This window comes from Nocardia sp. NRRL WC-3656, from assembly GCF_000720265.1.
Taxonomy (GTDB): Bacteria; Actinomycetota; Actinomycetes; order Mycobacteriales; family Mycobacteriaceae; genus Nocardia; species Nocardia nova.
In genome coordinates, this window is the sequence record NZ_JOJF01000001.1 from 75,959 (window position 1) to 101,686 (window position 25,728).

General features: G+C 69.1%; 22 protein-coding genes. 11 read left to right on the forward strand and 11 right to left on the reverse strand.

What is annotated here, in order from left to right:
* The first annotated feature begins 71 nt into the window (after positions 1–71).
* From IG65_RS0100370 to IG65_RS35630, 8 genes are all read left to right on the forward strand, one after another.
* Positions 72–2,753, forward strand: coding sequence for a phosphoenolpyruvate synthase (locus tag IG65_RS0100370; protein ID WP_231508995.1), 2,682 nt, complete (start codon positions 72–74; stop codon positions 2,751–2,753).
* Positions 2,743–6,105, forward strand: coding sequence for an AMP-binding protein (locus IG65_RS0100375; RefSeq protein WP_231508996.1), 3,363 nt, complete (start codon positions 2,743–2,745; stop codon positions 6,103–6,105). The genes IG65_RS0100370 and IG65_RS0100375 overlap by 11 nt, the downstream gene beginning before the upstream one ends.
* Complete coding sequence (locus IG65_RS0100380; protein WP_030512755.1) at positions 6,105–6,356, forward strand: acyl carrier protein; 252 nt, start codon at positions 6,105–6,107, stop codon at positions 6,354–6,356. The genes IG65_RS0100375 and IG65_RS0100380 overlap by 1 nt, the downstream gene beginning before the upstream one ends.
* Positions 6,353–7,447, forward strand: a complete 1,095-nt coding sequence (locus IG65_RS0100385; protein ID WP_030512756.1) for an SDR family oxidoreductase — start codon at positions 6,353–6,355, stop codon at positions 7,445–7,447. The genes IG65_RS0100380 and IG65_RS0100385 overlap by 4 nt, the downstream gene beginning before the upstream one ends.
* Complete coding sequence (locus IG65_RS0100390; protein WP_030512757.1) at positions 7,444–8,346, forward strand: nucleoside-diphosphate kinase; 903 nt, start codon at positions 7,444–7,446, stop codon at positions 8,344–8,346. The genes IG65_RS0100385 and IG65_RS0100390 overlap by 4 nt, the downstream gene beginning before the upstream one ends.
* Entirely contained in the window at positions 8,343–9,302 is a 960-nt protein-coding gene (locus IG65_RS0100395; RefSeq protein WP_036522666.1) for a ScbA/BarX family gamma-butyrolactone biosynthesis protein, read from the forward strand. The genes IG65_RS0100390 and IG65_RS0100395 overlap by 4 nt, the downstream gene beginning before the upstream one ends.
* A complete protein-coding gene (locus tag IG65_RS0100400) occupies positions 9,296–10,351 on the forward strand; it encodes a hypothetical protein (RefSeq protein ID WP_156055438.1) in 1,056 nt (351 codons plus the stop codon). Before IG65_RS0100395 ends, IG65_RS0100400 begins: the two co-directional genes overlap by 7 nt.
* A gap of 236 nt (positions 10,352–10,587) precedes the next feature.
* A complete protein-coding gene (locus IG65_RS35630) occupies positions 10,588–11,154 on the forward strand; it encodes a hypothetical protein (protein ID WP_051755062.1) in 567 nt (188 codons plus the stop codon).
* 13 nt (positions 11,155–11,167) lie between these two features.
* On the opposite strand, the gene IG65_RS0100410 is transcribed toward IG65_RS35630, so the two are convergent.
* On the reverse strand, positions 11,168–12,262 hold the full coding sequence (locus IG65_RS0100410) for a methyltransferase (protein WP_030512761.1): 1,095 nt from the start codon (positions 12,260–12,262) through the stop codon (positions 11,168–11,170).
* A 218-nt stretch (positions 12,263–12,480) separates the two neighbouring features.
* Positions 12,481–13,047: a helix-turn-helix domain-containing protein gene (locus tag IG65_RS0100415; RefSeq protein ID WP_030512762.1), complete on the reverse strand. Its 567-nt coding sequence runs from the start codon at positions 13,045–13,047 to the stop codon at positions 12,481–12,483.
* Between the two features lie 81 nt (positions 13,048–13,128).
* On the opposite strand from IG65_RS0100415, the gene IG65_RS0100420 reads away from it, so the two are divergent.
* Positions 13,129–14,397: a S9 family peptidase gene (locus IG65_RS0100420; RefSeq protein ID WP_051755064.1), complete on the forward strand. Its 1,269-nt coding sequence runs from the start codon at positions 13,129–13,131 to the stop codon at positions 14,395–14,397.
* 51 nt (positions 14,398–14,448) lie between these two features.
* On the opposite strand, the gene IG65_RS0100425 is transcribed toward IG65_RS0100420, so the two are convergent.
* A complete protein-coding gene (locus IG65_RS0100425; protein WP_051755066.1) occupies positions 14,449–15,054 on the reverse strand; it encodes a TetR/AcrR family transcriptional regulator in 606 nt (201 codons plus the stop codon).
* Between the two features lie 91 nt (positions 15,055–15,145).
* Between IG65_RS0100425 and IG65_RS0100430 the strand changes: the two genes are divergently transcribed.
* Positions 15,146–15,607 (forward strand): nuclear transport factor 2 family protein, encoded by a 462-nt coding sequence (locus IG65_RS0100430; protein WP_030512765.1) that lies wholly within the window; start codon positions 15,146–15,148, stop codon positions 15,605–15,607.
* Between the two features lie 13 nt (positions 15,608–15,620).
* On the opposite strand, the gene IG65_RS0100435 is transcribed toward IG65_RS0100430, so the two are convergent.
* From IG65_RS0100435 to IG65_RS0100450, 4 genes are all read right to left on the reverse strand, one after another.
* Positions 15,621–16,550, reverse strand: coding sequence for a D-isomer specific 2-hydroxyacid dehydrogenase family protein (locus tag IG65_RS0100435; RefSeq protein WP_030512766.1), 930 nt, complete (start codon positions 16,548–16,550; stop codon positions 15,621–15,623).
* Entirely contained in the window at positions 16,547–17,518 is a 972-nt protein-coding gene (gene ligD, locus IG65_RS0100440) for a non-homologous end-joining DNA ligase (RefSeq protein ID WP_030512767.1), read from the reverse strand. Before ligD ends, IG65_RS0100435 begins: the two co-directional genes overlap by 4 nt.
* Before the next feature lie 57 nt (positions 17,519–17,575).
* Positions 17,576–19,690: an ATP-dependent DNA helicase RecQ gene (locus IG65_RS0100445; RefSeq protein WP_030512768.1), complete on the reverse strand. Its 2,115-nt coding sequence runs from the start codon at positions 19,688–19,690 to the stop codon at positions 17,576–17,578.
* A gap of 115 nt (positions 19,691–19,805) precedes the next feature.
* Positions 19,806–20,693 carry an alpha/beta fold hydrolase gene (locus IG65_RS0100450; RefSeq protein WP_030512769.1) on the reverse strand — a complete coding sequence of 296 codons (888 nt, stop codon included), beginning with the start codon at positions 20,691–20,693 and terminating at the stop codon, positions 19,806–19,808.
* 149 nt (positions 20,694–20,842) lie between these two features.
* Here IG65_RS0100450 and IG65_RS0100455 point away from each other — a divergent pair, with 149 nt between their 5' ends.
* A complete protein-coding gene (locus IG65_RS0100455) occupies positions 20,843–21,322 on the forward strand; it encodes a hypothetical protein (RefSeq protein ID WP_030512770.1) in 480 nt (159 codons plus the stop codon).
* Positions 21,323–21,371: 49 nt separating this feature from the next.
* Here the strand turns inward: IG65_RS0100455 and IG65_RS0100460 are convergent, their stop codons facing one another.
* The 4 genes from IG65_RS0100460 to IG65_RS0100475 form a co-directional block, all read right to left on the reverse strand.
* Positions 21,372–22,595 carry an RtcB family protein gene (locus IG65_RS0100460; RefSeq protein WP_030512771.1) on the reverse strand — a complete coding sequence of 408 codons (1,224 nt, stop codon included), beginning with the start codon at positions 22,593–22,595 and terminating at the stop codon, positions 21,372–21,374.
* A gap of 137 nt (positions 22,596–22,732) precedes the next feature.
* The gene (locus IG65_RS0100465; RefSeq protein ID WP_030512772.1) at positions 22,733–23,686 is read right to left on the reverse strand and encodes an alpha/beta hydrolase; all 954 of its coding nucleotides are present in this window, start codon (positions 23,684–23,686) and stop codon (positions 22,733–22,735) included.
* 37 nt (positions 23,687–23,723) lie between these two features.
* The gene (locus IG65_RS0100470) at positions 23,724–24,485 is read right to left on the reverse strand and encodes a glucose 1-dehydrogenase (protein WP_030512773.1); all 762 of its coding nucleotides are present in this window, start codon (positions 24,483–24,485) and stop codon (positions 23,724–23,726) included.
* A 109-nt stretch (positions 24,486–24,594) separates the two neighbouring features.
* The gene (locus tag IG65_RS0100475) at positions 24,595–25,722 is read right to left on the reverse strand and encodes an LLM class flavin-dependent oxidoreductase (protein ID WP_030512774.1); all 1,128 of its coding nucleotides are present in this window, start codon (positions 25,720–25,722) and stop codon (positions 24,595–24,597) included.
* Positions 25,723–25,728: the final 6 nt, after the last annotated feature.

Below are 25,728 nucleotides of genomic sequence, written 5' to 3' on the forward strand. Positions count from 1 at the left end.
TCAGATATATCGTTACGAACTCTGCGAGCGACCGCTGGGCAGGCGCACGGTCCGCGATGACAGGAGACCTGGTGCACGAATCCGAAGCGAGCCTTGCCGAAGCCGCGGAGGCGGGCGGGAAGGCGGCCGGGCTGCGTCGATTGCGCGATGCGGCGTTGCCGGTGCCGGATTGGCTGGTCGTCGAGCCGTCGCTGTTCGAGCACATGCCGTCCGAGATCGTCGCGGCGGCAGCGGATTTCGTGGTCGCTACCGACCTCGACGAGGCCCTGATCCGCGGCGCCCGGCTGCGCGCGAGCATCATGACCGCCACACCTCCGGATGCTCTCGTCGGCGCGATGGACGAGGTGTGGCGGCGTCTCGGCCGTGGTCCGGTGGCGGTCCGGTCGTCGGCCGCGGTGGAGGACGGAACCACGTATTCGTTTGCCGGGCAATTCGATTCGTTCCTGAACGTCTCCGGCGCCGAGGCGATCGCCTCGGTGGTGACGGCCTGCTGGGCCTCGGCGTTGTCGCCGCGGGTGATCACCTACTGTTTCGCGCACGGACTGGCGCTTCCGGAGATGCCGGCGGTCATCGTGCAACGCCTGATCGCGGCGGAGGCCAGCGGTGTGCTGTTCACCTGCGATCCGAGCACCGGCGCTACGGACCGGATGCTGATCAGTGCCGTCTACGGACTGGGCGAAGGGCTGGTCTCCGGTGCGGTGGACGCCGATACCTATGTCGCGGACAAGTTTTCGGGCGAAGTCATCGATACGATCTTGGGAGAGAAGGCGACTCGCTACCGTCCCGACGGCGACCAGGGCTGCATCGCGGTGGAGGTCGATCCCGCGCTGCGTTCGTTCCCGGCGCTCACCCCGGATCAGGTGACCCGGCTGATCGAGGTCGGCCGTCGGATCGAGAGCTCGACCGGCGCCCCGCAGGACGTCGAATGGGCCTTCGACGCGGAAGGCCGGCTCTGGGTGCTGCAGGCACGCCCGGTGACCACCGCGGTCGGAGATTCGTTGCGCGGCGCCGGGGAGACGGTGCCGGACGGCGACCTGCGAATCTGGGACAACTCCAACATCATCGAGAGTTTCAGCGGCATCACCTCACCGCTCACCTTCACCACGGCGGCCGATATCTACGGCCGGGTGTATCGCGGATACGCCGAATCCCTGGGCGTGCCGCGGGCGCAGGTTGCGCAGACCGACAGCTGGACTCCGGTGCTGCTCGGCTACTTCCACGGCCGCGTCTACTACAACCTGCTGCACTGGTACCGGATGGTCGGCATCGCGCCCGGCTATCCGCTCAACCGCCGTGTCCTCGAGGCCGCGCTCGGCGTGGCCGAACCACTTTCCGACGACATCGCGAAGACGCTGCGCCCGTTCACTTTCGGCAATCCGGTGCGGCGAGTGCTGTCCCGGACGCGCACCACCGCGATCTATCTGCGCCGCATCGCCGGGATCGACGCCATGATGCGGCGGTTCCTCGACGATTTCTACCGCGTCTACGACGATTTCGAATCCCATGACGACAGCGCCGACACCGGCGCCCAAGCCTACGCCCGCTATCGCGAACTCGATCGGGAGCTGGTGCACCGCTGGGGTCCGATGATGGTTCTGGACGCGATGCTGCTGACCCTCACCGGCCTGTTGTACTTGCTCACCCGGCTATTCCTGCCGAAGGCGCCGGAGTGGTTCCTCTACGCCGTCGCGGGGCCCGGAGCCGACGTCGAATCCGCCGAGCCGGCCCGCGCCATGTCCGCCCTCGCCGCCACCGTCCGCGAGAACGCCGAACTGCGCAAACTACTGGAAAGCACTGCCCCGGAAGGTGTGTACGACGCGCTGGTGACGGCGGGCCACGACGAGTTCCGGACGCGCGTCGACGAATACATCGACCGCTACGGCTATCGCAGCCTCGACGAACTGAAGCTCGAGACGCCGGATCTGCGGGAGGATCCGTCGGGCCTGTTCGTGATGGTGCTGGCCGCGCTACCGGAGCAGCGGGACCGCGCCGCCGACGACGCGCAACGATATCTCGATGCGCACCTGCGTGGTTGGCGCCGTGCGATCTATGAACGCTTGCGGCGCAAGGTGGCTCGCTGTGCCGCGCATCGGGAGAGTCTGCGCTTCTGCCGTACCCGCGCCTTCGGCATGGTCAAGCGAACAATTCGAATCATGGGACGAGATCTGGTGCGGCGCAATATCATCGACGAATTCTCCGATGTGTTCTATCTGACGCTGCCGCAACTGCGGAGCTGCTACGAGGGCGGCGAGACGGCCGGTCTGCGCGCGGTGGTCGCCGCCCGCAAACAGCAGCGCGCCGCCGACGCACGCCTGGTCGCGCCGGCCCGCTTCGTCACCCACGGCGGTGGTTTCGGTCCGGCCGAACTCGCGGCGGTCGGCTGGGTGCCGATCACCGACACTCCGGCGGCGACCGCGGGCGCGGTCTTCACCGGGACGCCGTCGGGCGGCGGTATCGGGACGGGACCGGCGGTGGTGGTCGACGAACCGCGCGATGTGGCGGGCGGTGTGCTCGTCACCTATCGAACCGACCCGGGCTGGGTGGCGGTGTTGCCGTCGGCGACCGCACTGGTCGTCGAGCGCGGCAGCCCGCTCACTCATGTCGCCATCGTCGCGCGCGAACTCGGTGTGCCGACGGTGGTGCAGATTCCGGGCGTCACCAGATCCGTTCGTACCGGTATGCCGTTGCGGGTCGACGGCAGCAGCGGAACCGTCACCGTGCTCGACCAAGGGGAGGCAAGCGATGCCCAGTGAACTGCCGATGACCGGCGACGACCAGGAATTGGTGCGCGGCTGGCTGGTGAATCCCGCCACCGCCACCGGCATCCACCTCGCCGACGAAGCGGACGGCTGGCAGTTCCGGAGCTACGCGGAACTCGCCGAGCTGACCTGGTCGGTCGCGGGCCGGCTGCGCGAACGGGGGCTCGCGGGCGATGACGAGGCCGGCGTCTGCGTCGTCATGCCGACCGGATTCCCCTGTGTCGCCGCGTTTTACGCCGTCTGGGCCTGCGGCGGGGTGTTCACGCCCATCGCGCCGCCGATGTTCGCCGATGTGGAGCAGTACATCGCGCATGTCGCGGCGATACTCGACCAAGCCGCGCCTCGCGTGGTCGTCACCTCGGTGGAGCTGGAAGCACTGGTCCGGCAGGCGATGACCGCGGCCGGGCGCGCCGACGAACCGGTCGTCGTGGGCGAAACCGGGACGCCCGCCGAACGGACGCTCGTGCCCGTGGCCGAAACGGCACTGCTGCAGTTCACCTCCGGGTCGACCGGAACCCCGCGCGGCGTGCGCGTGTCGTGGCACAACCTGGCCAACAACATCCGGATGATCAGTCGGCTGATCGACTGGCGGCCCGGCGAGGCGATGGTCTCCTGGCTGCCGCTCTACCACGATATGGGCCTCGTCGGCGCATTCCTCACCACGGTCGCCAATCAGGGGGACCTGTATCTGATGCGGCCCGATCAGTTCGTACGCGATCCCGCGCGCTGGCTGCGGGCGATGGCGCACGCCCAGCATTCGCCGTCGCCGTCGTTCGCCCTCGGCTATGTCGCACACCGCGTGTCCCCGGACGACATCGCCGATCTGGACCTGTCGGGATGGCGGACCCTCGCGGTCGGTTCCGAACCGGTCGAAGTCGAGGATCTGCGGTCGTTCGCCGAACTCACCGGCGCACGCGGCTTTTCCGCTCGGGCCTACACCCTCGCCTACGGTTTGGCCGAGGCCACGCTGATGGTCACCTCCTCGGCGCGCGACCGGCCGCTGACGGCCCTGCGGGTCGATACCGCGACCCTGCGGCCCGGTGAGCGGGTGCGAGTCGTCGCGGAGGTCGCACTCGCCGACGATCGGTGGGTGAGCGGCCCGGGCTGGATCACCGGCCTCGGCTTCTCCACTCCCGAATCCACCGTCGTGGTCGTGGACGAGGACGGCCGCGAACTGACCGACGGGGTGCTCGGTGAGATGGTGGTGATCGGCGATTCGGTCGCACTCGGCTATACCGACGGCGCCGGCGGCGCAACACGCATCACCGACGGCCGGCTCTACACCGGCGACGCCGGATTCCGGTATCACGACGAGGTTTTCGTGCTGGGCCGGATGGGCACGAGCCTGAAGGTCCGGGGACGTTCGGTGTTCATGGAGGACATCGAATCGCGGGTGGCCCGCGAAACCGGTATCACCAAGGGCAAGCTCGCGGCGGTCTCGCTGACCGGCGGCGCCGCACCCGGCATCGTGCTGTTCGCCGAAACCGCGCCGGGGGAGTGGATTGCCCGAGCCCGGACCGTGGTGCGTGGCGAACTGGGTCCCGCGGGCACCGTGGGCGTCGTCACCGGACCGCGCGGCTTCATCCGCCGCACCTCGAGCGGCAAACCGCGCCGCCGCCACATGTGGCAGCTGTATACCGAGGGGCGTTTGGCCGGCGCCACCGAACATCCCGCCACCGACACCACCACGACCAGTCTGTCCACCGAGCCCGCGCTGCCGCTCGATCGTGCCGAGCGGCTGCTGGCCGCCGCACTGGAAACGGTCTCGATCCCGCCGAATTCCGCCGCCCTGTTCGAGGGGTCGCTGGCGGAGGGGTTCGGCAACGAGGGTTCCGATATCGACTTCCTGATCGTGGCACCCGGTGCCGAGGAGATGCCGACCCTACCGACCGTGGTGTTCGCCGACGGCCGCCGCATCGAGATCCGCACCAGGTCCGAGGCGCAACTGCGGGCGCAACTCGCGCGGGTGGCCGGTGCGGACGGCGCCGGTGACCTCGACGAGGACGTGCTGAACCGGTGCCAGCGGTTCCGGAACGCGACGGTGGTGCGGTCGAGCGCGGCCGTGGATCTGGACGGGTTGTCGGCGCTGCTGCCCGCCGGCACCTTCGCGGCGACCGTGTCCGACTGGTGGGCTCGGCGCAGCCGGCACGCGCTGTGGTTCGCGGTCGCGTTGCACGCGATGGGCGCCGACGCGGAAGCCGACGGGTGGGCCCGCGACGGCCTGCTCCAAGCCGTCAAATCGTGGGGCGCGACGCGCGGGGAAACCTATATCGAGACGAAATGGCTTCCGCGACAGCTCGATCGAATAGCCTCGGTCGATCCGGACGCCGCCGAGCTGATCGACGCCTACCGTGGTCTTCCGGACACCGCGACACTCGACGAGCTGCTCGCACTGGCTCGGCGATTCGGCATCGCGGACATCGCCGATGATCCCGACCGGATTCTGCTGGCCAGGATCGACGGCGTGACCACCTGGCCCATCGGGGACCGGATCCATGTCCTGCGCGACGACACCGATGTGTTCGCGCTCTCGGCTCGCGGTGCCGCGGCCTGGCGTGCCGTCGTCGCCCGCAAATCGGTCGCCGACATCCTGCGCCGGTCGCCGATCGGTACCGAACTCGCCGAATTCGTCCGCCTGGGCTTCATCGGGCTGGCCCTGCGCGGCGGCGAGACACTGCGTCCCGCGCTCGCCATGTGCAAACCGCTACGCCCCGTCACGCCGATTCCGTCCACGCGGATGCCCGCGCTCGGACTCGCCGGCGGCGGCGCGGACGGTGATATCGCGACCCTCTCACCGCTGCCGGCCCAGCGCTTCGTCGCCTGTGCGATGGAGGTGGTCTGGTCGAACGTGGTCCTGGAGAACGCGCGCGAGGATCTGATGGGCGCGGTCAAGGCGGGCCAGGGTGCGGTTGCCGATATCGCGGCGCATCGCGCCATCGCCATGTGTGTGCGAATGGTGCTGTCCACCTACGGTATTCACCCGCTGCCGGCGGATGTCGCGCCCGGTCCGACGCTGACCGCGCTGGTGCCGGGTGCGGGATCGCTGCGGGAGCTGGTCGACCGCGCGTCGGCACTGCGCTTCTCCGCGGTGCTCGGATCGGGTGCGAGCGGCCTGGACGAGCTGGCCGTGCTGGACGAACTCGCGGCGGCCGTGCGAGAGATCGCCGGTGGCACGCAGTTCCCGGCGTCGTTCGATTCGCGAGAGCAATGGCGGCGCACCCTCGACATCAGCTACGACTGGCTGCGCCCGGCCGCCTACCTCGATACCGAACTGCCCCTCGACGAGGCCCGCGACCTGCTCGGCTCGGGCGGGCAGCAACCCCACCAGCACGACGGAGGACAGTGATGACGAATGTGGACAGCCCAGTGGCGGAACGGGTTCGCCAACTCGTCGTCGCGATGGCGCCGGCGCCGGCCGCCGAACCGCGTGACCGGTTGCGGCTGATCGAGGATCTCGGCTTCGACTCGCTGCGCTTGATGGAGCTGACGCTGGTCCTCGAACAGGCCTTCGGCCTACCGCGCTACCGCCCCGAACAGCTGGCCGGCGTGCGCCGCATCGGGGACGTGGTGACCCTGATCGAGGGGGTGGGATTGTGACCGGCCACGACGCCGTACTGGTGACCGGCGCGGGCGGCCTGGTCGGCGCCGAGGTGGTGGCGCGCCTCGGTGCGGCGGGACGGCCCGTTGTCGGTGTGCTGCACAGCAATTCGCGGATCGTCGGCAACGACGGTACGCAGCTGGACGGCATCGAGACGGTGCGCGGCGATATCCGGCGGCTGGGGTTCGGCCTGTCCCGGCACGACGCCGCCGAACTCGGTTCCCGCGTCGGCATGATCGTGCACGCCGCCGCGACCACCGCTTTCGATGCCACCGCCGGCGACTACGAGGAACTGAACGTGCGTGGCACCGCGCACGCGATCGAGCTGGCGCTGCGCTGGGACGTGCCGCTGGTGTACGTGAGCACCGCCTATGTCTGCGGGATGCGGACCGGTGTCGTCGCCGAGGCGGAACTCGACGTCGGGCAAGCGTTCGGAAACGGCTACGAGGACAGTAAATTCCGCGCCGAACGCCAGGTGCGCTGCACACCGGGACTGCGCTGGGCGGTCGTGCGCCCCGGTGTCGTCACCGGCGCCGCCGGCACCGGCGTGATCCGTGACTACAAGAACCTCTACACCGTGGTGAAGTTGATCGTCGAGGGCAAACTGCGCTCGCTGCCCGGCCGCTACGACGCCACGATCGCACCCGCCCCGGTCGACTTCGTCGCCGATGTGATCACCGCCGCCGCCACCGACTTCGAATCCGCTGTGGGACAGACCTTTCACGCCGTCGGCGCCGATGCGCTGTCGCTGCGCGATATTTCGGACGTCCTCGCCGAATATCCGTCCTTCCACGTCGCGACCTTCGTTCCCGAAGCCACCTTCTCGGTGGACGACCTGGAACCGCTGGAACGTGAATACTTCCAGCGTATCGGCGCGCTCTATACGAGCTACTTCGCCCGCCGCCCGCTGTTCGACACCACCGCGACCCACGCCCTGCTCGGACGGGATTGTCCCGCGACCGGCAAGCCGTATCTGCGAGTGCTCCTGGACCACTGCCTGGAGAGCGGCTACCTCGGCGATCCGCTGCCCTCGGTACCGGAGGTGCTGGCGCGCTTCACCTCGGGCGCGAAGGCGGGAGGCAACCGATGAACCTGGCGCAACTGCTGGCGGCGTCGACACCGCTGCCGGACAAGGCGGCCGCCTATGCCGAGGACACCTACGTCCAGGAGACCGTCGACCACCTCGGTGAGGCCGGACTCGACGCGGCCGGATTCTCCCGCCGATACTCACTGCTGCTGCTGAAACCGGATGCGATCGTGGCCCGGGCCGTCGAACCGACCCTGCAGTGGTTGCGGGACAACGACTTCCGTGTCGTGGCGGCCCGCATCTGCGCGGTCGACCGGCATCTGGTGCGCGCGCTGTGGTATTTCGCGTGGAATATCGCCTCGCCGGAGCGGCGGCGACTGGCCGATCTGCTGACCGAGATTTCCGACGCGCTGGTCCTCGTCGTCTCCGGCGAACCGGAGGCGCTGCCGACCTCGGTGCGGCTCACGGCGGCCAAGGGACCGACCGATCCGGGTAAGCGACAGCCGGGCGAATTACGTTATGTTCTGGGCAGATACAGCTATCTGCTGAATCTGGTGCACTCGCCGGACGATCCGGCCGATGTGCTGCGGGAGTTCGCGATCTACTTCGACACCGACACGCGCGCGCGGGTGCTGCGTGAGATCGGGACCGGGGAGGATCGAGGTGCCGAAGCCGCCGCCTGCGCGGTGAAGCTGTACTCCCGCACTCCCGCACGGGTTTTCACCCGTTCCGCCGCCACCGCGCGTCTGCTCGCCGACCTGGGCGACGTTCCGGCGGACTTCGATCCCGATCGGGACGAGGACTGTGCGCTGCTGTTGCGGCGCGCCTGGGCCACGGGCCGTGCGATCGATCCGTGGTCGGCCATCGTCCTCGGCTCCCAGGTACTTCCCATGCGCAACGGCGGGCGGCGCCAGACCCTGCCCCCGGTATCCGCACACGACTGGTTGGAGGCACGACCATGACGATCGACACCGCGACCATCCCGACCGCGAGCCATGTGCACACCATCTCCCGCCATCTCGCCCACCGCTGCGCGGTATCGGAAGTCTTCGTCACCTCCCTGCACGCCGCGCGGTCCGACGAATTCGTCGTCGGCGCCCAGCTACCCCGCATGCACGCCTTCTACGGCGACCACCTGGCACCGTGGGACGGCACCTACGACCCCCTGCTGGTGATGGAGGCGGCCCGCCAGGCGGCGATCGCTCTCACGCACGAATACTTCGGCGTTCCACAGGATTTCGGCTTCGTCGTGCGCACCTTCAACGGTGCGGTGGCCGAGAGCGACAACTGGGCGATCGGGCCCGCGCCCGCGGATCTTGTGATGTCGGTGCAGATTTCGCGCCGCCATCGGCGCGGCGAGGTGCTGCAGGGTGTGGATATGGTGCTCGACATCGAATGCGGGGGAGTGCCGCTGATGATCGTGGACGGATCCTTCACCTGGGTGTCGCCGTCGCGCTGGGAGGCGCTGCGCGGCGGTTTGCGCACCGCACTGGGGCTCGGCGACATCGGCGCCGTGCTGCCACCGGGGCAGTCGGCCGCGGCGATCGACGTGGGCCGGGCCAACGCGCGCAATGTGGTGATCGGCCCGTTGCGACGGGTGGGCGCGGCGGCGGGCGCCGAGCTGGTGATCGACACCGGGCATCCGATCCTGTTCGACCATCCGGTGGATCACGTGCCCGGCAGTGTGCTGCTCGAGGCGGCACGTCAGACGGTCACCGCGATGGCGGTGTCGGAGCCGGGCCGGCTGATCGGGGTCTCCAGTTCCTTCGAGCGGTTCGTGGAACTGGACCACCGCGCCGAATGCGTGGCGCGCGCCTCGGATTCCGTTCCGGGACAGATCGATTGCGAAATCCACCAATGCGGTGGGGTGGCCGCGCGCATCGGCCTGCGCTACGACACCGACGAGGCGGAATGCTGAGCGGTTCCGCCGCGCCCGCCGGCCGGTCGGAGCAGGAAGTGTCCGCGAACCGATATCGAGCGGCCGGATCGGCCCTCGCGCGGATCGCGCGGTTCACCGTCGCGCGTTACGAAACGCATCATCTGCTCTACGCGGTCATGTTCGTCGCCGCTGTGGAGGGCACCGCGGCGGTGGTGTCGCATCCGGACTCCGCATGGCGCCCGGGATGGGCGACGGCGGTGCGCGTCGTCGTCGTCGCGCTCCTGCTGCTGTATCTGCGCATGGTGGACGAGATCAAGGACCTCGACTACGACCGCGTGCACAATCCGGAGCGGCCGCTGGTCACGGGGGCGGTAGGTGTCGGCGAACTATGGGTCGCGATCGGGGTGATCGCGGTGGCGCTGACCGTGGTGTCGTCGCTGCTGTCGTGGTGGTCCGCGGCCCTCGTCCTCGCCGCGATGGGGTACGGCCTCGCGCTGTGGGGGCTGGAGAGCGTGTCGGCGCGGATACGCGGCGACCTGCTGCTGAACCTGGCCGTGACCTACCCGGTGCAGTTGTGGATCATCGCCTACCTCGTGCGCTCGGCGATCGATACCGGGCAGGTCGAAAACGGTTGGCGGACAGCCTGGATCGTACTGATCTTCGCGGGCGCCTTCCTGCACTTCGAATTCGCGCGCAAGACGGTGGCCGACGTCAGGCCGGGGCAGTGGTACTACTCGAATGTGCTGGGAGTGCGGGGGAGCGTCGTCGCGACCGCGGGTTTCGCGGCCCTCGCGGTCGGTGCCGATGTGTTGCTCAGCCGACCGTGGGATCATCCGCTGCCGTGGGCACTGCTGCTGTGGATACCGGTGGGACTGTTGCTACTTCCGGCCCTCGCGGCAGGCTCGTTCCTCACCAGGACATCGGCCTCGCCGTCGCCGCCCGAACCTGTCCGAGCCGGTCCGGCGTCGCCCGGTGAATCGGGCCGGGAGTCGGATTCGGCCACCCGCGCGTATCCCGTCGTCCCGGCTGTGGTATTCGTACTGGTGTTGTATCTGATTCTCATCGTCACGGCCGCGACCTGGCGATAGTTCCCATGGCGGACAGGGGCTCACGGTCCAGGGGCATCGGAAGGCCACTGAAAGGGCAGTGACCGGGCCGCCGCGAGCGCGCACGCTTGGAAGTAGCACCCGGCGCCGCAGGATTGCCCCCTTCGCATCGTGCGGCACACCGGATCCGGCGCGGTTTGCCCTTGCCGCGTCGGGCTCGCGGTCCGGTGTCTCGTTCGTGGCGTCGGGTGCAACCACGACCCTTCCGGAGGTATCCGATGTCCGCCGCCCCGCAGCCGTACGGCCGCGCCGCGCGGACCGGCCCGGGTGGGCTGCGCGGCCGGTGCGCCGCCGCGGTGGACCGGGGCGCCGTGGGGACGGGCGCCCCGGGCACGGCCGCGGAACTGCACCCCGGAATACCTGGCGGGCACGAACTACTCGCCGCCTGCTGCGGCCATATCGGCGACCAGGCCGACGACCATCCGGTCACCCGGGCCGCCCGCCAACTGGCCGAACTCCACCTCGCCCGCCGTCGCTCCCCGGTGCGCGCAGCGGAGATCGACTGCCGCAGAAGGGAAATCGTCGTCCGAATCGACCGCTGGGTCAGCGACCACACCGGCGCCCCGGCGCATGCGCGGTCCCTCGGCGCGGCCGTCGACGGACTCGCCGCCGCGCAGGTGCGCGCCACGGTCCTGCTGCGCGACGCCGAGACGGTCGACGACGAACGAATCCGAGCCGCATGGTTTCTGGTCGGCTCCCTGGCCAACTGGTGGGGTGAACTGGTCGAGCAGCATGTCGGCAATGCCCGCCCGTATCCGCGTCGGCGGCCGGGCGGACCGCGATAGCGCAGGCGGGCCCTTATACCGGTCGCGCCTCGATCACGGATTCCGGTGACACCGTCTCGGTGATGCGGGTCAGCGCGAAACCGCAGCGCGCGAGCAGAGCGCGGTAGTCACCGGCGGTGCGCTCGCGGCCGCCGCTGTTGATCAACATCTCCAGGTCGGTGTACTTGCCCGGATGCGGCCGATTGTCCTGGGGCAGCACGATTTCCACGATGATCAGCCGTGCGTCCGGGGCCATCGCGGCGCGTACGGTGCGCAGGATCTGCTCGGCGTGCGCATCCGGCCAATCGTGAATGACGTGTTTGAGCAGATACGCGTCCGCGCCCGCGGGAACCGATTCGAAAAAGGACCCCGGCGCCACCTGGGCTCGCCCGTCGAATCCGGCGGCCGCGAACCGCTCCGCCGCACCGGCCACCACATCGGGCAGGTCGAACAGGATGCCCCGGGTGCCGGGTGCGCGCGAGAGGATCTCGGAGAGCATCGCGCCGCGTCCGCCGCCGACGTCCACGATCGTCGCGAAGCGCCCGAAATCGTAAGCGGCGAACAAGGATTCTGTGGTGAGGGATCCGATGCTGGTCATCGCGCGGTCGAACAGATCACCGAATCGACGGTCGGTGCGGATGTATTCGAAGAAGGGCGCCCCGTCCAGCTGTGGCCCCACCGGCTTGCCGGTCCGTACCGCATCGACCACATGTGTCCAATGCGCCCGGTGCGTGGCCGAGCCGAAGAACAGTGCGGCATCACGCAGCGATTCCGGGGAGTCGCTGCACAGTGCACGAGCGGGCGCGGTGAGCCCATACCGTCCGTCGCGTCGCTGAGCGAAGATGCCGTGACTGATGAGCAGCCGCAACAGCCGGCGCAGCGCGTCCTCGTCCGCGCCCACGCGCCGCGCCAGCTCGGCGCCGGTCAGCGGTCCCTGCACCAGCTCATCGGCGATCCCCAGTGCCGCCGCCGCGTGAATAGCCTGCGCCAGCCACCCCGCCGCCAGTAACTCCATCAACGACAGCGGCGCCGGCGCCAACCGCCGATAAGCTTCGCCCAGCGCGTAGCGAACGGTCTCGACGGCCCGCACCACCGGTAGCGGCGGCAGTTTCGGTAACCCGAACACCATGCACAACTCCTCCGATAGGCGGACAGGGTCGCGCTCCGCAGCCTACGGCGTAAACCGGAAACGCGGCCACCGTACCGCAGGGGAGGGTGGAGACTGCCCGTCGCGGGAGCCTCTGCTCGGTCAGGTGTTGTCGGCGTTTGTGGTCGGGATGAAGCTGAACGCGGGGGCGGATCGGGGAGTAGCCGGGGCATGTCACGCCATGCGGTGTCCGCTACGTCTCACTCGGTGGTGCCGGCCCCGTTCCGGCTCTCGGTGTGCGGGTGGCCGATCGGGAAAAGTATGGGGCTCAACAGATATTGTGTCCGGCCGTCGGCCGGCTCGTTGCGCAGGCGCGGAACGATCGCGGCACGCAAATCGGCGATGAGGTCCGCCAGCTCGTCCGGGTCGAGCCACAGGGCATGCTGGCGGTACCCGACAGAGTCGGTTGCGGGATCGGCGTTCTCGCGATCGAGATAGGCGTTGAACTCCGCGAGCAGGGTGGTCATCGCGGTGGTGAAGACGGCGCGATGCTCGTCACGGCTCGCGGCGGCTACCGCGTCGGCGTCGATGACGGCTCGCTCGCGGCGCAGCCGGTAATGCCGCTCCACCGCCCCGCGCACCCGCCGCTCCTCGGTCACCTCGAGAATCCCGCCAGCGGTCAGTAGATCCACGTGGCGATAGACCGTGGCCTTCGAGACGTCGGGAAGGCGTGTGCACAACTGCGCGGTGGTCAGCGTATGGCCGCCGGACATCGCGTGCACGATGCGCAGGCGCACCGGATGTGCCAGCAGTTCGATCGGTCCCATTGGCAAATTTTCTCATCCTTGCTACCTTTCTCAAAGTTGAGAACAATAGCCGCCGCGATATGCGGTGTAAGGGAGGACCCGATGAACCGCAACGACGCCGCAGTGGGTGAGGCCGTGGTCCGGATGCTGTGCGCGGGCCGATTCGGCGAGGCCTACGAGCATTTCGGGACCTCGCTGCGCGCGCTGCTGTCGCTGGAAAACCTCACCGCCGCTTGGCATCGGGAGATCGGGCCGGGTGCGACGCCCGGCGCCGCGGAGGTCCGCGACGGCGTAGTGGCGGTGCCGGTCCCGGACCGGGAGGCGACGATCCTCATGTCGGTCGTGCGCGGGAAACTGAGCGGTCTGCGCATCGCGCACGATGTGCCGCCGTGGCAACCGCCGCACTACGCCGACTCGGCGGCGTTCGACGACGAGGAGATCGCCCTCGAGACCGCGGCCGGTCCGGTCCCGGGCACGGTGAGCGTTCCGCGTCGAACCGCCACGCGGCATCCCGCCGTCGTATTGCTCAGTGGCGGTGGACCTTTCGATCGAGACGGTACGGCAGGCGCGAACAAGACGATGAAGGACATCGCCTGGGGCCTGGCGACCGGCGGGATTGTCGTGCTGCGCTTCGACAAGCCGAGTCATCTCGAAGCGGCGCGCGGCGGGAACTGGGCGGACATCAGTCCGACCGCCGATTACGTGCCGCCGGCGGTCGCGGCCGTGCGGGCCCTGCGGGCGCGTGCCGACGTCGATCCGTGCCGGATATTCGTCCTCGGGCACAGCATGGGTGGCAGATACGCGCCGCGCGTCGCGGCGGCCGAACCGGCGATCGCCGGTGTGATCCTGCTGGCCGCCGATATCCAGCCGATGCAGCGCGCGGCCGTGCGCGTCGCCCGCTATCTGACGGCGGTCGCGCCGGAGTCCGCGCGAGCTGTGCTGCCGGATCCCGAGGAACTTCTCGTCCAGGCCGAACGAGTGGAACGCGCCGATCTGTCCGAATCCACTCCGGTCGGTGAATTGCCCCTGGGGCTGGCCGCCGAGACCTGGCTGGACCTGCGCGAATACGAGCCGGTCGCCACCGCGCTCGCGGTGCGCAAGCCCATGTTCATCGCCCAGGGCGGACGCGATTATCAGGTCACCGTCGCCGACGATCTGGCCGGATGGCGGCAGGCTTTCGACGGCCGAGGCGACGTGGACATTCGCGTATACGAATCCGACGACCACATGTTCTTCGCGGGAACCGGTGCGTCCACGCCGTCGGATTACGAAGCGCCACAACACGTCGACGAGGCTGTGGTCGCCGACATCGCAGCCTGGGTGGCGGCGGTCGCGGAGGTGGGGGCCGAGGCGGCAAGCGGGCGATCGTAAGGGCGCGGCTGCGAGTCGGAACGAGGGGGCGCCGAATGGTTGGAGCTGAACTCAGGCCCGGCGCGCCCGTCGTTCGTTCGGTTCGCCGGGCGGTGCGGCCGAAAGTGTCCGAGCGGCCGCGGATTTCGCTACCGACGCGATCTCGGGGTCGCCGGTGATGCCCGCGGTGACAATGGCCCCCTCGGCGAGCAGGTAGATCGCGTCGGCCGCGTCGGTCCCGGTCGCGTCCACCCATCCGGCGATCATGGTGCGAAACGCCGCCTTGTGTGACCGCACTTCCGCCAGGACGGCCGGGGAGTCGGCGCCGAGTTCACCGTGGATATTGATCCACGCGCAGCCGCGAAACCCGTTCTCGCCGAACCACTCCCGAAGCCACTCGAAGATCGCGAGCACTCGCCGCGTGGGGTCCTCGTGCCGTTCGACATGTTCGGCCAGCGCATGTCGCCATCGCTCGTCGCGGCGGCGCAGCATCGCCACGACGAGGTCCTCCTTGGTGGGGAACATGGAGTAGATCCGCTTCAGCGACAGACCGGACGCTTCGCGGATCCGGTCCATGCCCACCGCCTGCACGCCGTGCGCGTACATCAACTGCTCGGCGGCGTCGAGCAGCGCCGTGCGGTCGGAGGCATTGCGTTCGGCGCTGAGCGCGGCGGGCATGGACCGGACTCCCTTGACATCGAGAACGTACGTTCCCTACTGTAACGCATCGGTGGAGAATGAACGTTCTCCGTTGAAAGGCAGGAATCCGATGTCCGAAACACGCCCGCCCTATCCGCCGTTCACCCTGGAAACCGCCGCACAGAAGGTGCAGGCGGCCGAGGATGCGTGGAACACCCGCGACCCGCAGCGGGTTGCGCTCGCGTACACCCCCGACTCGGCCTGGCGGAACCGGGACGAATTCATCACCGGCCGGGAGCAGATCGTCGAATTCCTGACCGCGAAGTGGGAACGCGAACTCGACTACGCGCTGCGCAAGAGCCTGTGGGGCTTCCGCGGAAACCGCATGGCCGTCCGGTTCCAGTACGAATGGCACGACCGTACCGGTCAGTGGTGGCGCAGCTACGGCAACGAGCTGTGGGAATTCACCGATCGGGGGTTGATGGCACGCCGGGAAGCGAGCATCAACGACGTGCCCATCACCGAGGCCGAACGCCGGATATTCGGTCCGCGCCCGGCCGAGGAGCACGGGGTCGACATCCCCCTGCGGTAGCCGTCGGCGGTGATCAGTAACCGGCGGCCGGATCGATTCGGGCGATGAGCTCACGCCCTTGCGCGAAGCGGCGGACGTTCTCGGCGACGTGTTCGGCGAACGCGGCCGTCCGCAGCTGCGGCGGGTTGGAATCGTGCGGGGTGATGATCACATTCGGGAGGTCCCAGAGCGGATGGCCATCGGGGAGCGGTTCGGGATCGGTCACGTCCAGGCCCGCGCCGCCGATGGCGCCCTGCCGCAGTGCGGCGACCAGAGCTTCGGTGTCGATGAGCGAGCCGCGGGCGACATTGACCACCCACGAATGCGGTTTCAGCTGGGCGAGTTCGTCTTTGCCGATCAGGTGCCGGGTGCCGTCGGTCGCGGGGGCGGCGACGACCACGTGATCGGCGCGAGCCCACACCTCCGAAAGCCGTTGCGCCGGAATCGTGTCCGCCACATTGGGAGCCTCGATCGGCCGGCCGGAGCGGTTGACGGCGATCACCCGGGCCCCTAACGGCTCCAGCATGGCGATGACCTCGCGACCGATACCGCCCGCGCCGACGACCGCGACGGTCGCCCCGCGCAAGGTCCCGATATGGGGAAAGAACTCGCCCTGCCGCCAGCTGTGGGCGCGGATATGTTCCGGCAGATACCGCACACCGGCGAGCAGCAGCGCCATCGTGCCCTCGGCAACACTTTTCGCGAAAGCGCCCGCGGCCGAGGTGAACACCACATTCGGGCAGCGTTCGAAGATGCCGGCGGCGAAGAACTCCTCGACCCCGGCGGAGTACAGCTGCACCCATTCGATCGATGCGGGCAGGTCGGGGAATCCGTTCGGACCGCCGTCCCACACCAGCGCCCTGGCCTCACCCAGCTCCGCGAGTTGTGCTCCCGCGCCGGTGATCGCCTGTGCCACACGGTCGTCGGTGATCGGTGCCAGTGCGATGCGGGGTGCGCCCGTCATGCCTCGTGTGCTCCTTCGTCGTCGTCGAGGTCCACCTCGACCCGGTCGCGGTCCGCCCATTCCAGCAGCGTGTTCAGGTCGAAGACCGCGTCGTCGATGCCCGCGTGCAGATCGCCGAGTTCGGCGTAGCGGGCGGGGACGGTGTTGATCGTGAAGTCGTTCGGTTCGATATCGGGAATCTCGTTCCACCGCACCGGGGTCGAGACGGTCGCGGCCGCATTACCGCGTACCGAGTAGGCGGCAGCGATCGTGTGATCGCGAGCGTTCTGGTTGTAGTCGACGAACAGCAGTGCCGGATCGCGGTCGCGGCGCCACCACGTCGTGGTCACATCCTCGGGGGCGCGGCGCTCCACCTCCTGCGCGAAGGCCAGCGCGGCGCGGCGCACCTGCTGGAAGCCGTGCTCGGGGGCGATGCGCACGTAGATGTGCAGGCCGTGTCCGCCGGAGGTTTTGGGCCAGCCGACCGCGCCCAGCTCGTCGAGAACCTCGTGTGCGACCTCCGCGACGCGCTGAACCCGCGACCACGGGCAATCCGGCATCGGATCCAGATCGATGCGCCATTCGTCCGGCTTCTCGGTGTCGAAGCGGCGCGAGTTCCACGGATGAAACTCCACCGTCGACATCTGCACCGCCCAGATCACGTCCGCCAGTTCCCGCACGCACAGTTCGTCCGCATACCGGTTGTAGCGCGGAAAGTGCACGCGCACGGTCGGAATCCAGTCCGGCGCCCCCGCCGGCAGCCGCTTCTGATGTACCTTCCCGCCCGGCAATCCCTTCGGGAAGCGGTGCAGCATGCACGGCCGGTCCCGCAGGGCGTTGACGATCCCGTCGCCGACGCTCAGGTAGTACTGCACCAGATCGAGTTTCGTCGCCCCGAGTTCCGGGAAGTACACCCGATCGGGATTCGACACCCGCACCGTATGCTCGCCGACCGTCAACTCCACCGCCGGCGTCGACTTACTGGTCACCGGATCGACGATAGTGGGTGATCGATCGCCGGGCACTGTACGCGCCGCGTGCGGGCCTCACGTCGGGGTCGCCAGGGCGAAGGGAAGGACGGCGGGGGCGCCGGCGTGGCGGAGGGTGCGGGCCGCGAGGGTGAGAGTCCAGCCGGTGTCGGTGTGGGTGTCGACCAGCAGGACGGGAGTGTCGAGGCCGGTGAGGTCGGGGGTTTCCCACGAGTCGAACAGGGCTGCGACGCGGTGGGCGGAGTTGGCCGCCGACACCGGTGGCCGGTCGGGCCGGGTGTGCAGGACCCCGAGGTCGGTGAGACGGCCGATGCGGGCCAGGCGGGCGGCCAGGTCGGCGGCCAGCGCCGGATGCGTCGCCGATTGCAGTGCCATCACCGCCCCGGGGCGTTGCGTCCAATTCCATTCGCGCAGAACGGCGATGCAGGCGTCGACGATGTGGTCGGGCGCCGGGCCGTCGGGGGCGTCGAGCAGCGTTCGCAGGCGCTGGCCCCACCCCAGATCGCTGAGCCGGCCCAGGACCCGGCCCACCTCGGGGCCGTCGGAAATCTTGCCGGACAACGGAACTCCCAACTTCGACAGACCGGTCGGCCATTGCTTGCGGGGGAGCAGATCGATTCCGGGCCGGTCCAGGCGGGCGCGGATGGTGGCCACCTCGTCGGCGTCGACCGAGACGTCGAAACGGCGGCCGGTGCAGTTGTCGCAGCGACCACAGCCGGGCGCGTCCGGGGCGAGGCCCGGATCGTCGAGTTGGCGGCGCAGGAAGTTCATCCGGCACTCGGTGGTGCTCTGATACTCGAGCATGGCGTTCTGTTCCGCTTCGCGCGCCCGGTCGAGACGCTCGTAGCGTTCGGTGTCGTAGGTCCACGGTTGCCCGGTGGCCAGCCAGCCGCCGCGCACCCGCCGCACGGCGCCGTCCACATCCAGCACCTTGAGCACCATCTCCAACCGCGACCGGCTCAGTTCCACCAGCGGTTCGAGGGCCACCGTGGACAGGGGCCGTTCGTAGTCCAGCGCGGCCAGCACCGACCGCACCACCTGCTCCCGCGGAAAGGCCACGGACGCAAAGTAATTCCAGATCCGCCGGTCCTCGGGACCGGGCAACAGGATGACCTCGGCGCGGTTGGAAGGGCCGGAACCGCTCGCGACCAGTCCGCGTCCGGCGCGCCCGACCTGCTGGTAGTAGGCGATGGGGGAGGAGGGGGCGCCGACGTGGACCACGAATCCGAGGTCGGGTTTGTCGAAGCCCATGCCGAGCGCCGACGTGGCGACCAGCGCCTTGACTTCGTTGTCCAGCAGGGCCTGTTCGAGGGTTTCGCGTTCCCCGGGTTCGGTGCGGCCGGTGTAGGCCGCGACGGGGTAGCCGTGGTCGGCGAGGACGTCGGCCAGGTCGTGGGCGGCCGCGACGGTGAGGGTGTAGATGATTCCGGAGCCGGGCAGCTCGCCCAGTTGCCGGCTGAGCCAGGTGGTGCGCTGGACTGCGTCGTCGATCCGCACGACGGACAGATGCAGCGACTCCCGGTCCAGGGTGCCGCGCAACACCAGGGTGCCGGTGCCGATCTGCGTGGCGACGTCGGTGACCACGCGGTCGTTGGCGGTCGCGGTGGTCGCCAGCACCGGGATGTCCTCACCGAGGTCGGCGATCAGGGTCCGGATGCGGCGGTAGTCGGGGCGGAAATCGTGGCCCCAGTCGGAGATGCAGTGCGCCTCGTCGACCACGACCAGGCCGGCGTCGGCGGCCAGTTTGGGCAGCACCGAATCACGGAAATCGGGATTGTTCAACCGTTCCGGACTGACGAGCAGCACATCGACCTCACCGGCGGCGACCCGCTGGTGGATCTCGTCCCATTCGGTGACGTTGCCGGAGTTGATCGTCTCCGCGATCACGCCCGCCCGGCGCGCGGCGGCGACCTGGTTGCGCATCAACGCCAGCAGCGGTGACACGATCACCGTCGGCCCGCGCCCCTGCGACCGCAGCAACCGCGCGGCGATGAAGTACACCGCCGATTTGCCCCAGCCGGTGCGCTGGACGACGAGCGCCCGCCGCCGCTGGACGACCAGCGCCTCGATGGCCGTCCACTGATCCTCGCGCAGCCGCGCCTCGGGCCCGGCCAGCTCGCGCAGCAGGGATTCGGCGGATTCGCGCAGCTCGGTGGTAGTCACGCGCTCCATCGTGCCCGACCCCTCCGACACCTGGCCACCATCCGGCTACAGCCGCACCCCGTGCCCGGAAACTCGGCCCGAGAACCGGCCGGCCTGGCGGCGGACCGCCCGGTCACGGCGATATCTAACCGGTTTCGGCGGCCAGCGCCAGCAGCCGGTCCCGGACGAGGTCCGGTCGCTCCTCCGGGATGAAATGCCCGCAGCCGTGGACATATTCGACGGTGTAGTCGTCGGCCCGCGCGGTCTCCGCGGCCGCCAGCGCCGGGTGGATGGCCGCGTCGCCGGTGCCGAACAGCGCTCGGATCGGGATCGTCGCGCGGCGGCGTTCCGGATGGCGGGCGGCGGGAAGTTCCCGCAACCAGAAGGTGCGGTAGGTGTCGGTGGCCGCGCGGGCCACTGCCGGATCGCGGAACCGCTCGCCGTAGATCCGGGCGAGTTCCGGGGTGAACGTGCGCCGGGCCTCGGCGTTGAGCCGCAACAGGCGATCGACGAACGGCGTGTACCGCTGCAGCGGCACGCCGAATGTGGCCACCAGCGGCTGGTACATCAGGAAGCGCCACGCATGCGGCGCGAACGTCTTGGCGGTGATCCACGGGTGCGCGATATTGAGCGGCAGATAGCCCTCGAACCGCTCCGGCTCCCGCAGCACCATCAGGAATCCGACGAACCCGCCCCAGTCGTGACCGGCGAGCAGCAGCCCGGACAATTCGAGCTCGTCGACCAGCGCCAGCAGATCGGAGGCGACGTCCTCCTTGGCCCAGCGATGCGGAGGTGGTCCGGACCATCCGTACCCCGGCAGATCCGGGGCGATGAGGCGCAGCCCGGCGGGAGGATCGGCGAGCAGATGCCGATAGGCGTAGTGGTGCTGAGGCCATCCGTGCAGCAGCAGCACCGGCCGGCCGTCGGGCACACCGGCCTCGGTGACGTGGAATCGCACGCCGCGGGCCTCGATGAAACTGCGGCGCACTCCGGGAATTTCGGGCGGTCGGGCAGATCCGGATGTCGAGGGCATAGCCGATGCTAACCATCGGCAACCCGGGACCGCCACGCCACGAACGTTTTCCGCCCGGCGTCGGGCATTTTCGGCCGCGAGGCAGGACAATGAGGGCGATCGGACTGCGAGGTCCACTGGCATGCGCGGGAATGCGGGAGGAACGGGCGATGGCCAAGAAGTTCGAATCACCTGCGGATTGGGCCCCACCGGGGGCGCAGTTCCAAAGCCGTGGTGTCACCAGCCGGACCCTCTCGGGCGTGCTGTTCGGGCTGATCGTGACGCCCATCGGAATCGCGTTCGCCGCCAAGGGAGGAGCCGATATCCGGTACTGGGTCATCGTCGGCGCGGTGACCGATCGCTGGACCGCGGCGCTGGAGATCTTCGGCGGCTCCCTGCTGTTGTTGTTCGTCGCGGCGATGGCGGCTTTCTCGCCGGTCGGCACGATCGTGGCCAGTCTGGTGTGGGGGATCTTCCCCGGTGTGCTGCATCTGCTGTACCCGGACGACACCTTCCGCCTGATCGGCGACCTCCCCTTCACCGATGCCACGATGCAGGTGGCGCTGCACTCCTGGGTGACCTACGGCTTCGCGCTCATCTCGGGCATGATGCTGCTGGGCGCGGGCATGGTCGGAGTGCTGCGCAAATGACTCCGGTCGTTCCGGCACGCCGACCCGGCATGCCGGAACGAATCCGCATTCAGCCCTTCACACACAGCACCTGACGCAGCGTCGCGACCACGTCGACCAGATCGCTCTGCGCCGCGATGACGGTGTCGATGTCCTTGTAGGCCGCGGGGATCTCGTCGATCACCCCGGCGTCCTTGCGCGACTCCACGCCGTCGGTCTGCGCGATCAGATCCGCGACGGTGAACTGCCGCTTCGCCGCGTTGCGGCTCATGCGGCGGCCCGCACCGTGCGATGCGGACTGGAACGAGGCGGGATTTCCCTTGCCCCGCACCACATACGAGCGGGTACCCATGGATCCCGGAATCAGAGCGAGGTCGCCGGCCCCGGCCCGGACCGCGCCCTTGCGGGTCACCAGCATCGGCATGCCGTCGATGATCTCCTCCGACACGTAGTTGTGGTGGCAGGAGATGGGCTCGTCGAAACGCACCGCCAGCGAATCGAATTCGTCACGCACCGCACCACACACCAGGTCGAGCATCACCGCCCGATTACGCGCCGCGTACTCCTGCGCCCAGGTGAGGTCGCGCCGGTAGGCATCCATTTCCGGTGTGCCGGAAAGGAATACCGCCAGATCGCGATCCGGCAGATCCCGGTTCTGCGGCAGGGTGCGTGCCACGGCGATATGCCGCTCCGCCAGTTCCTTGCCGATATTGCGGCTTCCGGAGTGCAGCAGAATCCACACGCGCTGTTCGGTGTCGAGGCAGACCTCGATGAAGTGATTGCCGCCGCCGAGGGTGCCCATCTGCTTGTGCGCCTTGGACTCTCGCTGCTGCACCGCCGGGTCGAGATCGCCGAACCGGCTCCAGAACGCGGACCATCCGGCGCGCAGCGTGGCGCCGGTCGCCCGGCGGCCGTGCACGTCCATCTGCAGGCGGGTGACCTTCACCGGCTCCTTGTGCGCGTTGAATCCGACCGGAACGGCCGCCTCGATGCGCGAACGCAGCGAATGCAGATCGTCCGGCAGATCGGAGGCGGTCAGCGAGGTCTTGACAGCTTCCATCCCGCAGCCGATGTCGACGCCGACGGCGGCCGGGGCGACGGCGTCCTTCATGGCGATGACGGACCCGACCGTGGCTCCCTTACCGAGATGCACGTCGGGCATCACGCGGACGCCGTAGACCCATTCCAGTTGGGCGAGGGTGCGCAGCTGCTGCAGCGCGGCCGGCTCGACCTCGTGCTCGTGGGCCCACATGAGCGTCTGCGCCTTGGTGCCGCGCAGCTCGACGGGAAACATGATCCGATCCTTTCGTGAACGAACTCTCCCTGTTCACGGTAGGGATCTCGGGGCGAGGACGCACTCGAATATTCGATCGGTTGCCCGCCGCGGGCGACCCGCGCGTCAGCCCATCGGCCAGGACCTCCGCTGGACGGTCACGGCGTGCTCCCCGCGCGGAGCGCGAACGCCCGGCGCAGTGCCGCGAAGGCGCGTTCGTTCGCGGTGGCGGTTTCGGGCAGCGCATCGCCCATGGTCATGAACCCGTGGAACATGCCCTCATAGCGGTGCACCTCGACCGGGACACCGGCCGCGGCCAGGTGCGCCCCGTAGGCCTCGCCCTCGTCGCGCAGTGGGTCGTACTCCGCGGTGGCGATATGAGCCGGGGGCAGCCCGGCCGGCTCCGCCAGCAGGGGCGCCGCGTACGGGTCTGTGCCGTCGGCATCGCCGAGGTACTGCTCCCAGTACCAGCGCAGATGATCGGCGGTGACGAAATAGCCCTGTGCGTTGTCCCGGTACGACGCGCCGGCGCGCGTCGGGTCCAGCATCGGATACATCAGCAGCTGCGCTGCCACCGCCGGGCCGCCCAGATCGCGCGCCATCAGGGCCGCGACCGCCGCCAGATTGCCGCCCGCGCTGTCCCCGGCCACGGCGATCCGGGTGGGGTCGCCACCGTACTGCGCGATGGCCGCGCCGATCCAGCACAGCACGGCGTACGCGTCCTGCGCGGCGGCCGGGAACCGATGTTCCGGGGCTTTCCGGTAATCCACCGAAACCACCAGTGCGCCGGTCTCGTTCGCCATCGTCCGGCAGAACTGTTCGTGGCTGTCGAGACTGCAGATCACGAAGCCACCGCCATGGCAGAACAGCACGACCGGCAGCGGCTCGGCGCCACCCCGCGGGGTATACACCCGCACCGGGATGTCGACGTCATCGGGGCCCGGGACGATCGAATCCCGCACCGTCGCAACCGGAATCGGCACGATCGGCGCCGCGGGGCGGGACGCGAGCTGTCGCCGGGCCTGGGCCGCGTCGAGCACTTCGGTTCCGAGCTTGGGAAACGCGGCGGTCGCCGCATCGACCACCGCGCGTGTACGCGGCGTCATCGGCATGGGATACCGCCCGTCGCCGCGTACGCGTTCGGCCTGCTCACAGCGCCTCCTGCAGCTCCGGAGGCATGAACTTTCCGGCGGCGAGTCCGCCGTCGATGGTGACTTCCGCGCCGGTGACATACGACGATGCGTCCGAGGCGAGGAAGGCGACCAGCTCCGCGACCTCCTCCGGCACACCGGTGCGCTGCAGCGGCAGGGTCGGGAAGCTACCCGGACCGGTGGTCAGATACGGGACCATCGGGGTCGCGATCGGGCCGGGGTGGACGGAGTTGACGCGAATTCCCTTGGGCCCCAGTTCGAGTGCCGCGGTCTTGGTGAGACCGCGCAGGCCCCATTTGGAGCTGCCGTACGCGGAGTGGCCCATCAGCCCCTCGAGCCCGGCCTGCGACGAGATGTTCACGATCGACCCGCCCGCCCCGGACATCGGCCCCACGACCGACCGGATCCCCCGGAACGCGCCCACCAGATTGACCTGGAGAATCTTCTCGAGCTCTTCCGGCGTGGTGTCGGTGAGCGGTTTCGCGGTGTAGATCGCGGCGTTGTTCACCAGTACGTTCAGCGCACCGAATTCCGAAAGGGCCACGGCGACAGCGGCATTCCAATCGTCGGCGGAGGTGACGTCGTGGCGGACGAAGCGCGCCGCCTCGCCGAGCTCGTCGGCCAACCGCTTTCCGTCGGCGTCGAGTACGTCGGTGAGCACGACCCGCGCACCGCGTTCGACGAACAGGCGTGCCTCCGCCGCGCCCTGCCCGCGTGCCGCACCGGTGATCAACGCGACTTTGCCTGTGAGATCGACCATTCGACTTCTCCTCCTCGAAAATATGCCGAGATCCTGCGCCGCATGCGGCGTACTCGGCTCGCGGCAGTCTCGATGAGCGAGATCGGCGCGGGGTTCGGCTGTGACGGGTTCACTGATTCCGGAAGTGCGGGATGACCTTTTCGCCCCAGTGCCGGATCGTCTCGAGGCATGCCTCCTGCGGCACGGTGCCCATCTGGATCAGGCACAGGATCTCGTCGGCGCCGGCATCGCGCAGTCGTTCGACGTAGGCGATCGCGTCCTCCGGGCTGCCGTAGGCGTGGTCGGCGTTGAACACCGAGGTCGACCCCGCCTTCACCGGAATCTCGGCCTCGTGCAGGTAGGCGACGTGCTCGTCGGCGGCCTCCTTGATCCGCGCCATCTCGTCCACGGTGGGATCCACGGCCTCGTCCGGCACCGGGCCCGCGCCGTAGTAGTGCTTGATCGACTGCGCGAAGAACCGCTGGCCGCGGGCGCCGATCTGCTGTGCCCGCTCCCGGTCGTCGAGCACGATGGTGGGGCACAGGGCGGCGAAGTGGTCGTTGGTCACCGTCGAGACGAACCGCTCGCCGGTGCGGGCCGCGATCGCCGCGTCGTAGGTGCGGCGCAGTTCCGCGATCTCCGCCACACCCGCGAAACCCAGTACCAGAGCGCCGATTCCGTAGTCGGCGGCCAGCTTCAGGGTGTCTTTCTTGGTGCATGCCATGAACAGCGGCGGATGCGGACGCTGCACCGGACGCGGCAGCAGCGCGTGCGGCTCGATGTCGAGCAGGTCGCCGTGATACTCGAAGTCGCCTTCGGGGTCTTGCCACGCGGTGCCGATCATCCGCAGCGACTCCTCGACCTCGGCATAGGTGCGTGCCGGGTCCACCCCGCACATGGAGGTCTCGACCGGTGTCGCACCGCGCCCGGCGCCCAGATTCAGCCGGCCGCCGGAGAGCACGTCCAGCATCGCCGCGCGCTCGGCCGCGCGCACCGGATGGTTGAAGTTGAAGGGCATGCACACCACGCCGTGGCCGATCCGGATGCGCTGTGTCTTGGCCGCCACCCAGGTCAGGAAGATCTCGGGGGCGCTCATATGCGCGTACCACTTGAGCCCGTGGTGCTCGACGGCCCAGACGGTGTCGAAGCCCATCTCGTCGGCCAGCACGGCTTGCTCCACACAGTCGCGCAGCACCTGCGCCTCGTGCTCGGCGGTCGGATCGGTCATCTGGGCTTCGAAGATCATCGAGAACTTCATCCGCGT

What these genes read in the sequence shown, in the direction of transcription:
- IG65_RS0100465 (WP_030512772.1), bottom strand. Translation starts at nt 23,686, where the DNA reads ATGCCGATGACGCCGCGTACACGCGCGGTGGTCGATGCGGCGACCGCC.
- IG65_RS0100415 (WP_030512762.1), bottom strand. Translation starts at nt 13,047, where the DNA reads ATGGGACCGATCGAACTGCTGGCACATCCGGTGCGCCTGCGCATCGTG.
- IG65_RS0100450 (WP_030512769.1), bottom strand. Translation starts at nt 20,693, where the DNA reads ATGCCCTCGACATCCGGATCTGCCCGACCGCCCGAAATTCCCGGAGTG.
- IG65_RS0100460 (WP_030512771.1), bottom strand. Translation starts at nt 22,595, where the DNA reads ATGTTTCCCGTCGAGCTGCGCGGCACCAAGGCGCAGACGCTCATGTGG.
- IG65_RS0100425 (WP_051755066.1), bottom strand. Translation starts at nt 15,054, where the DNA reads ATGCCCGCCGCGCTCAGCGCCGAACGCAATGCCTCCGACCGCACGGCG.
- IG65_RS0100410 (WP_030512761.1), bottom strand. Translation starts at nt 12,262, where the DNA reads ATGGTGTTCGGGTTACCGAAACTGCCGCCGCTACCGGTGGTGCGGGCC.
- IG65_RS35630 (WP_051755062.1), top strand. Translation starts at nt 10,588, where the DNA reads ATGTCCGCCGCCCCGCAGCCGTACGGCCGCGCCGCGCGGACCGGCCCG.
- IG65_RS0100395 (WP_036522666.1), top strand. Translation starts at nt 8,343, where the DNA reads ATGACGATCGACACCGCGACCATCCCGACCGCGAGCCATGTGCACACC.
- IG65_RS0100430 (WP_030512765.1), top strand. Translation starts at nt 15,146, where the DNA reads ATGTCCGAAACACGCCCGCCCTATCCGCCGTTCACCCTGGAAACCGCC.
- IG65_RS0100445 (WP_030512768.1), bottom strand. Translation starts at nt 19,690, where the DNA reads ATGGAGCGCGTGACTACCACCGAGCTGCGCGAATCCGCCGAATCCCTG.
- IG65_RS0100380 (WP_030512755.1), top strand. Translation starts at nt 6,105, where the DNA reads ATGACGAATGTGGACAGCCCAGTGGCGGAACGGGTTCGCCAACTCGTC.
- IG65_RS0100375 (WP_231508996.1), top strand. Translation starts at nt 2,743, where the DNA reads ATGCCCAGTGAACTGCCGATGACCGGCGACGACCAGGAATTGGTGCGC.
- IG65_RS0100435 (WP_030512766.1), bottom strand. Translation starts at nt 16,550, where the DNA reads ATGACGGGCGCACCCCGCATCGCACTGGCACCGATCACCGACGACCGT.
- IG65_RS0100400 (WP_156055438.1), top strand. Translation starts at nt 9,296, where the DNA reads ATGCTGAGCGGTTCCGCCGCGCCCGCCGGCCGGTCGGAGCAGGAAGTG.
- IG65_RS0100470 (WP_030512773.1), bottom strand. Translation starts at nt 24,485, where the DNA reads ATGGTCGATCTCACAGGCAAAGTCGCGTTGATCACCGGTGCGGCACGC.
- IG65_RS0100390 (WP_030512757.1), top strand. Translation starts at nt 7,444, where the DNA reads ATGAACCTGGCGCAACTGCTGGCGGCGTCGACACCGCTGCCGGACAAG.
- IG65_RS0100420 (WP_051755064.1), top strand. Translation starts at nt 13,129, where the DNA reads ATGAACCGCAACGACGCCGCAGTGGGTGAGGCCGTGGTCCGGATGCTG.
- IG65_RS0100475 (WP_030512774.1), bottom strand. Translation starts at nt 25,722, where the DNA reads ATGAAGTTCTCGATGATCTTCGAAGCCCAGATGACCGATCCGACCGCC.
- IG65_RS0100455 (WP_030512770.1), top strand. Translation starts at nt 20,843, where the DNA reads ATGGCCAAGAAGTTCGAATCACCTGCGGATTGGGCCCCACCGGGGGCG.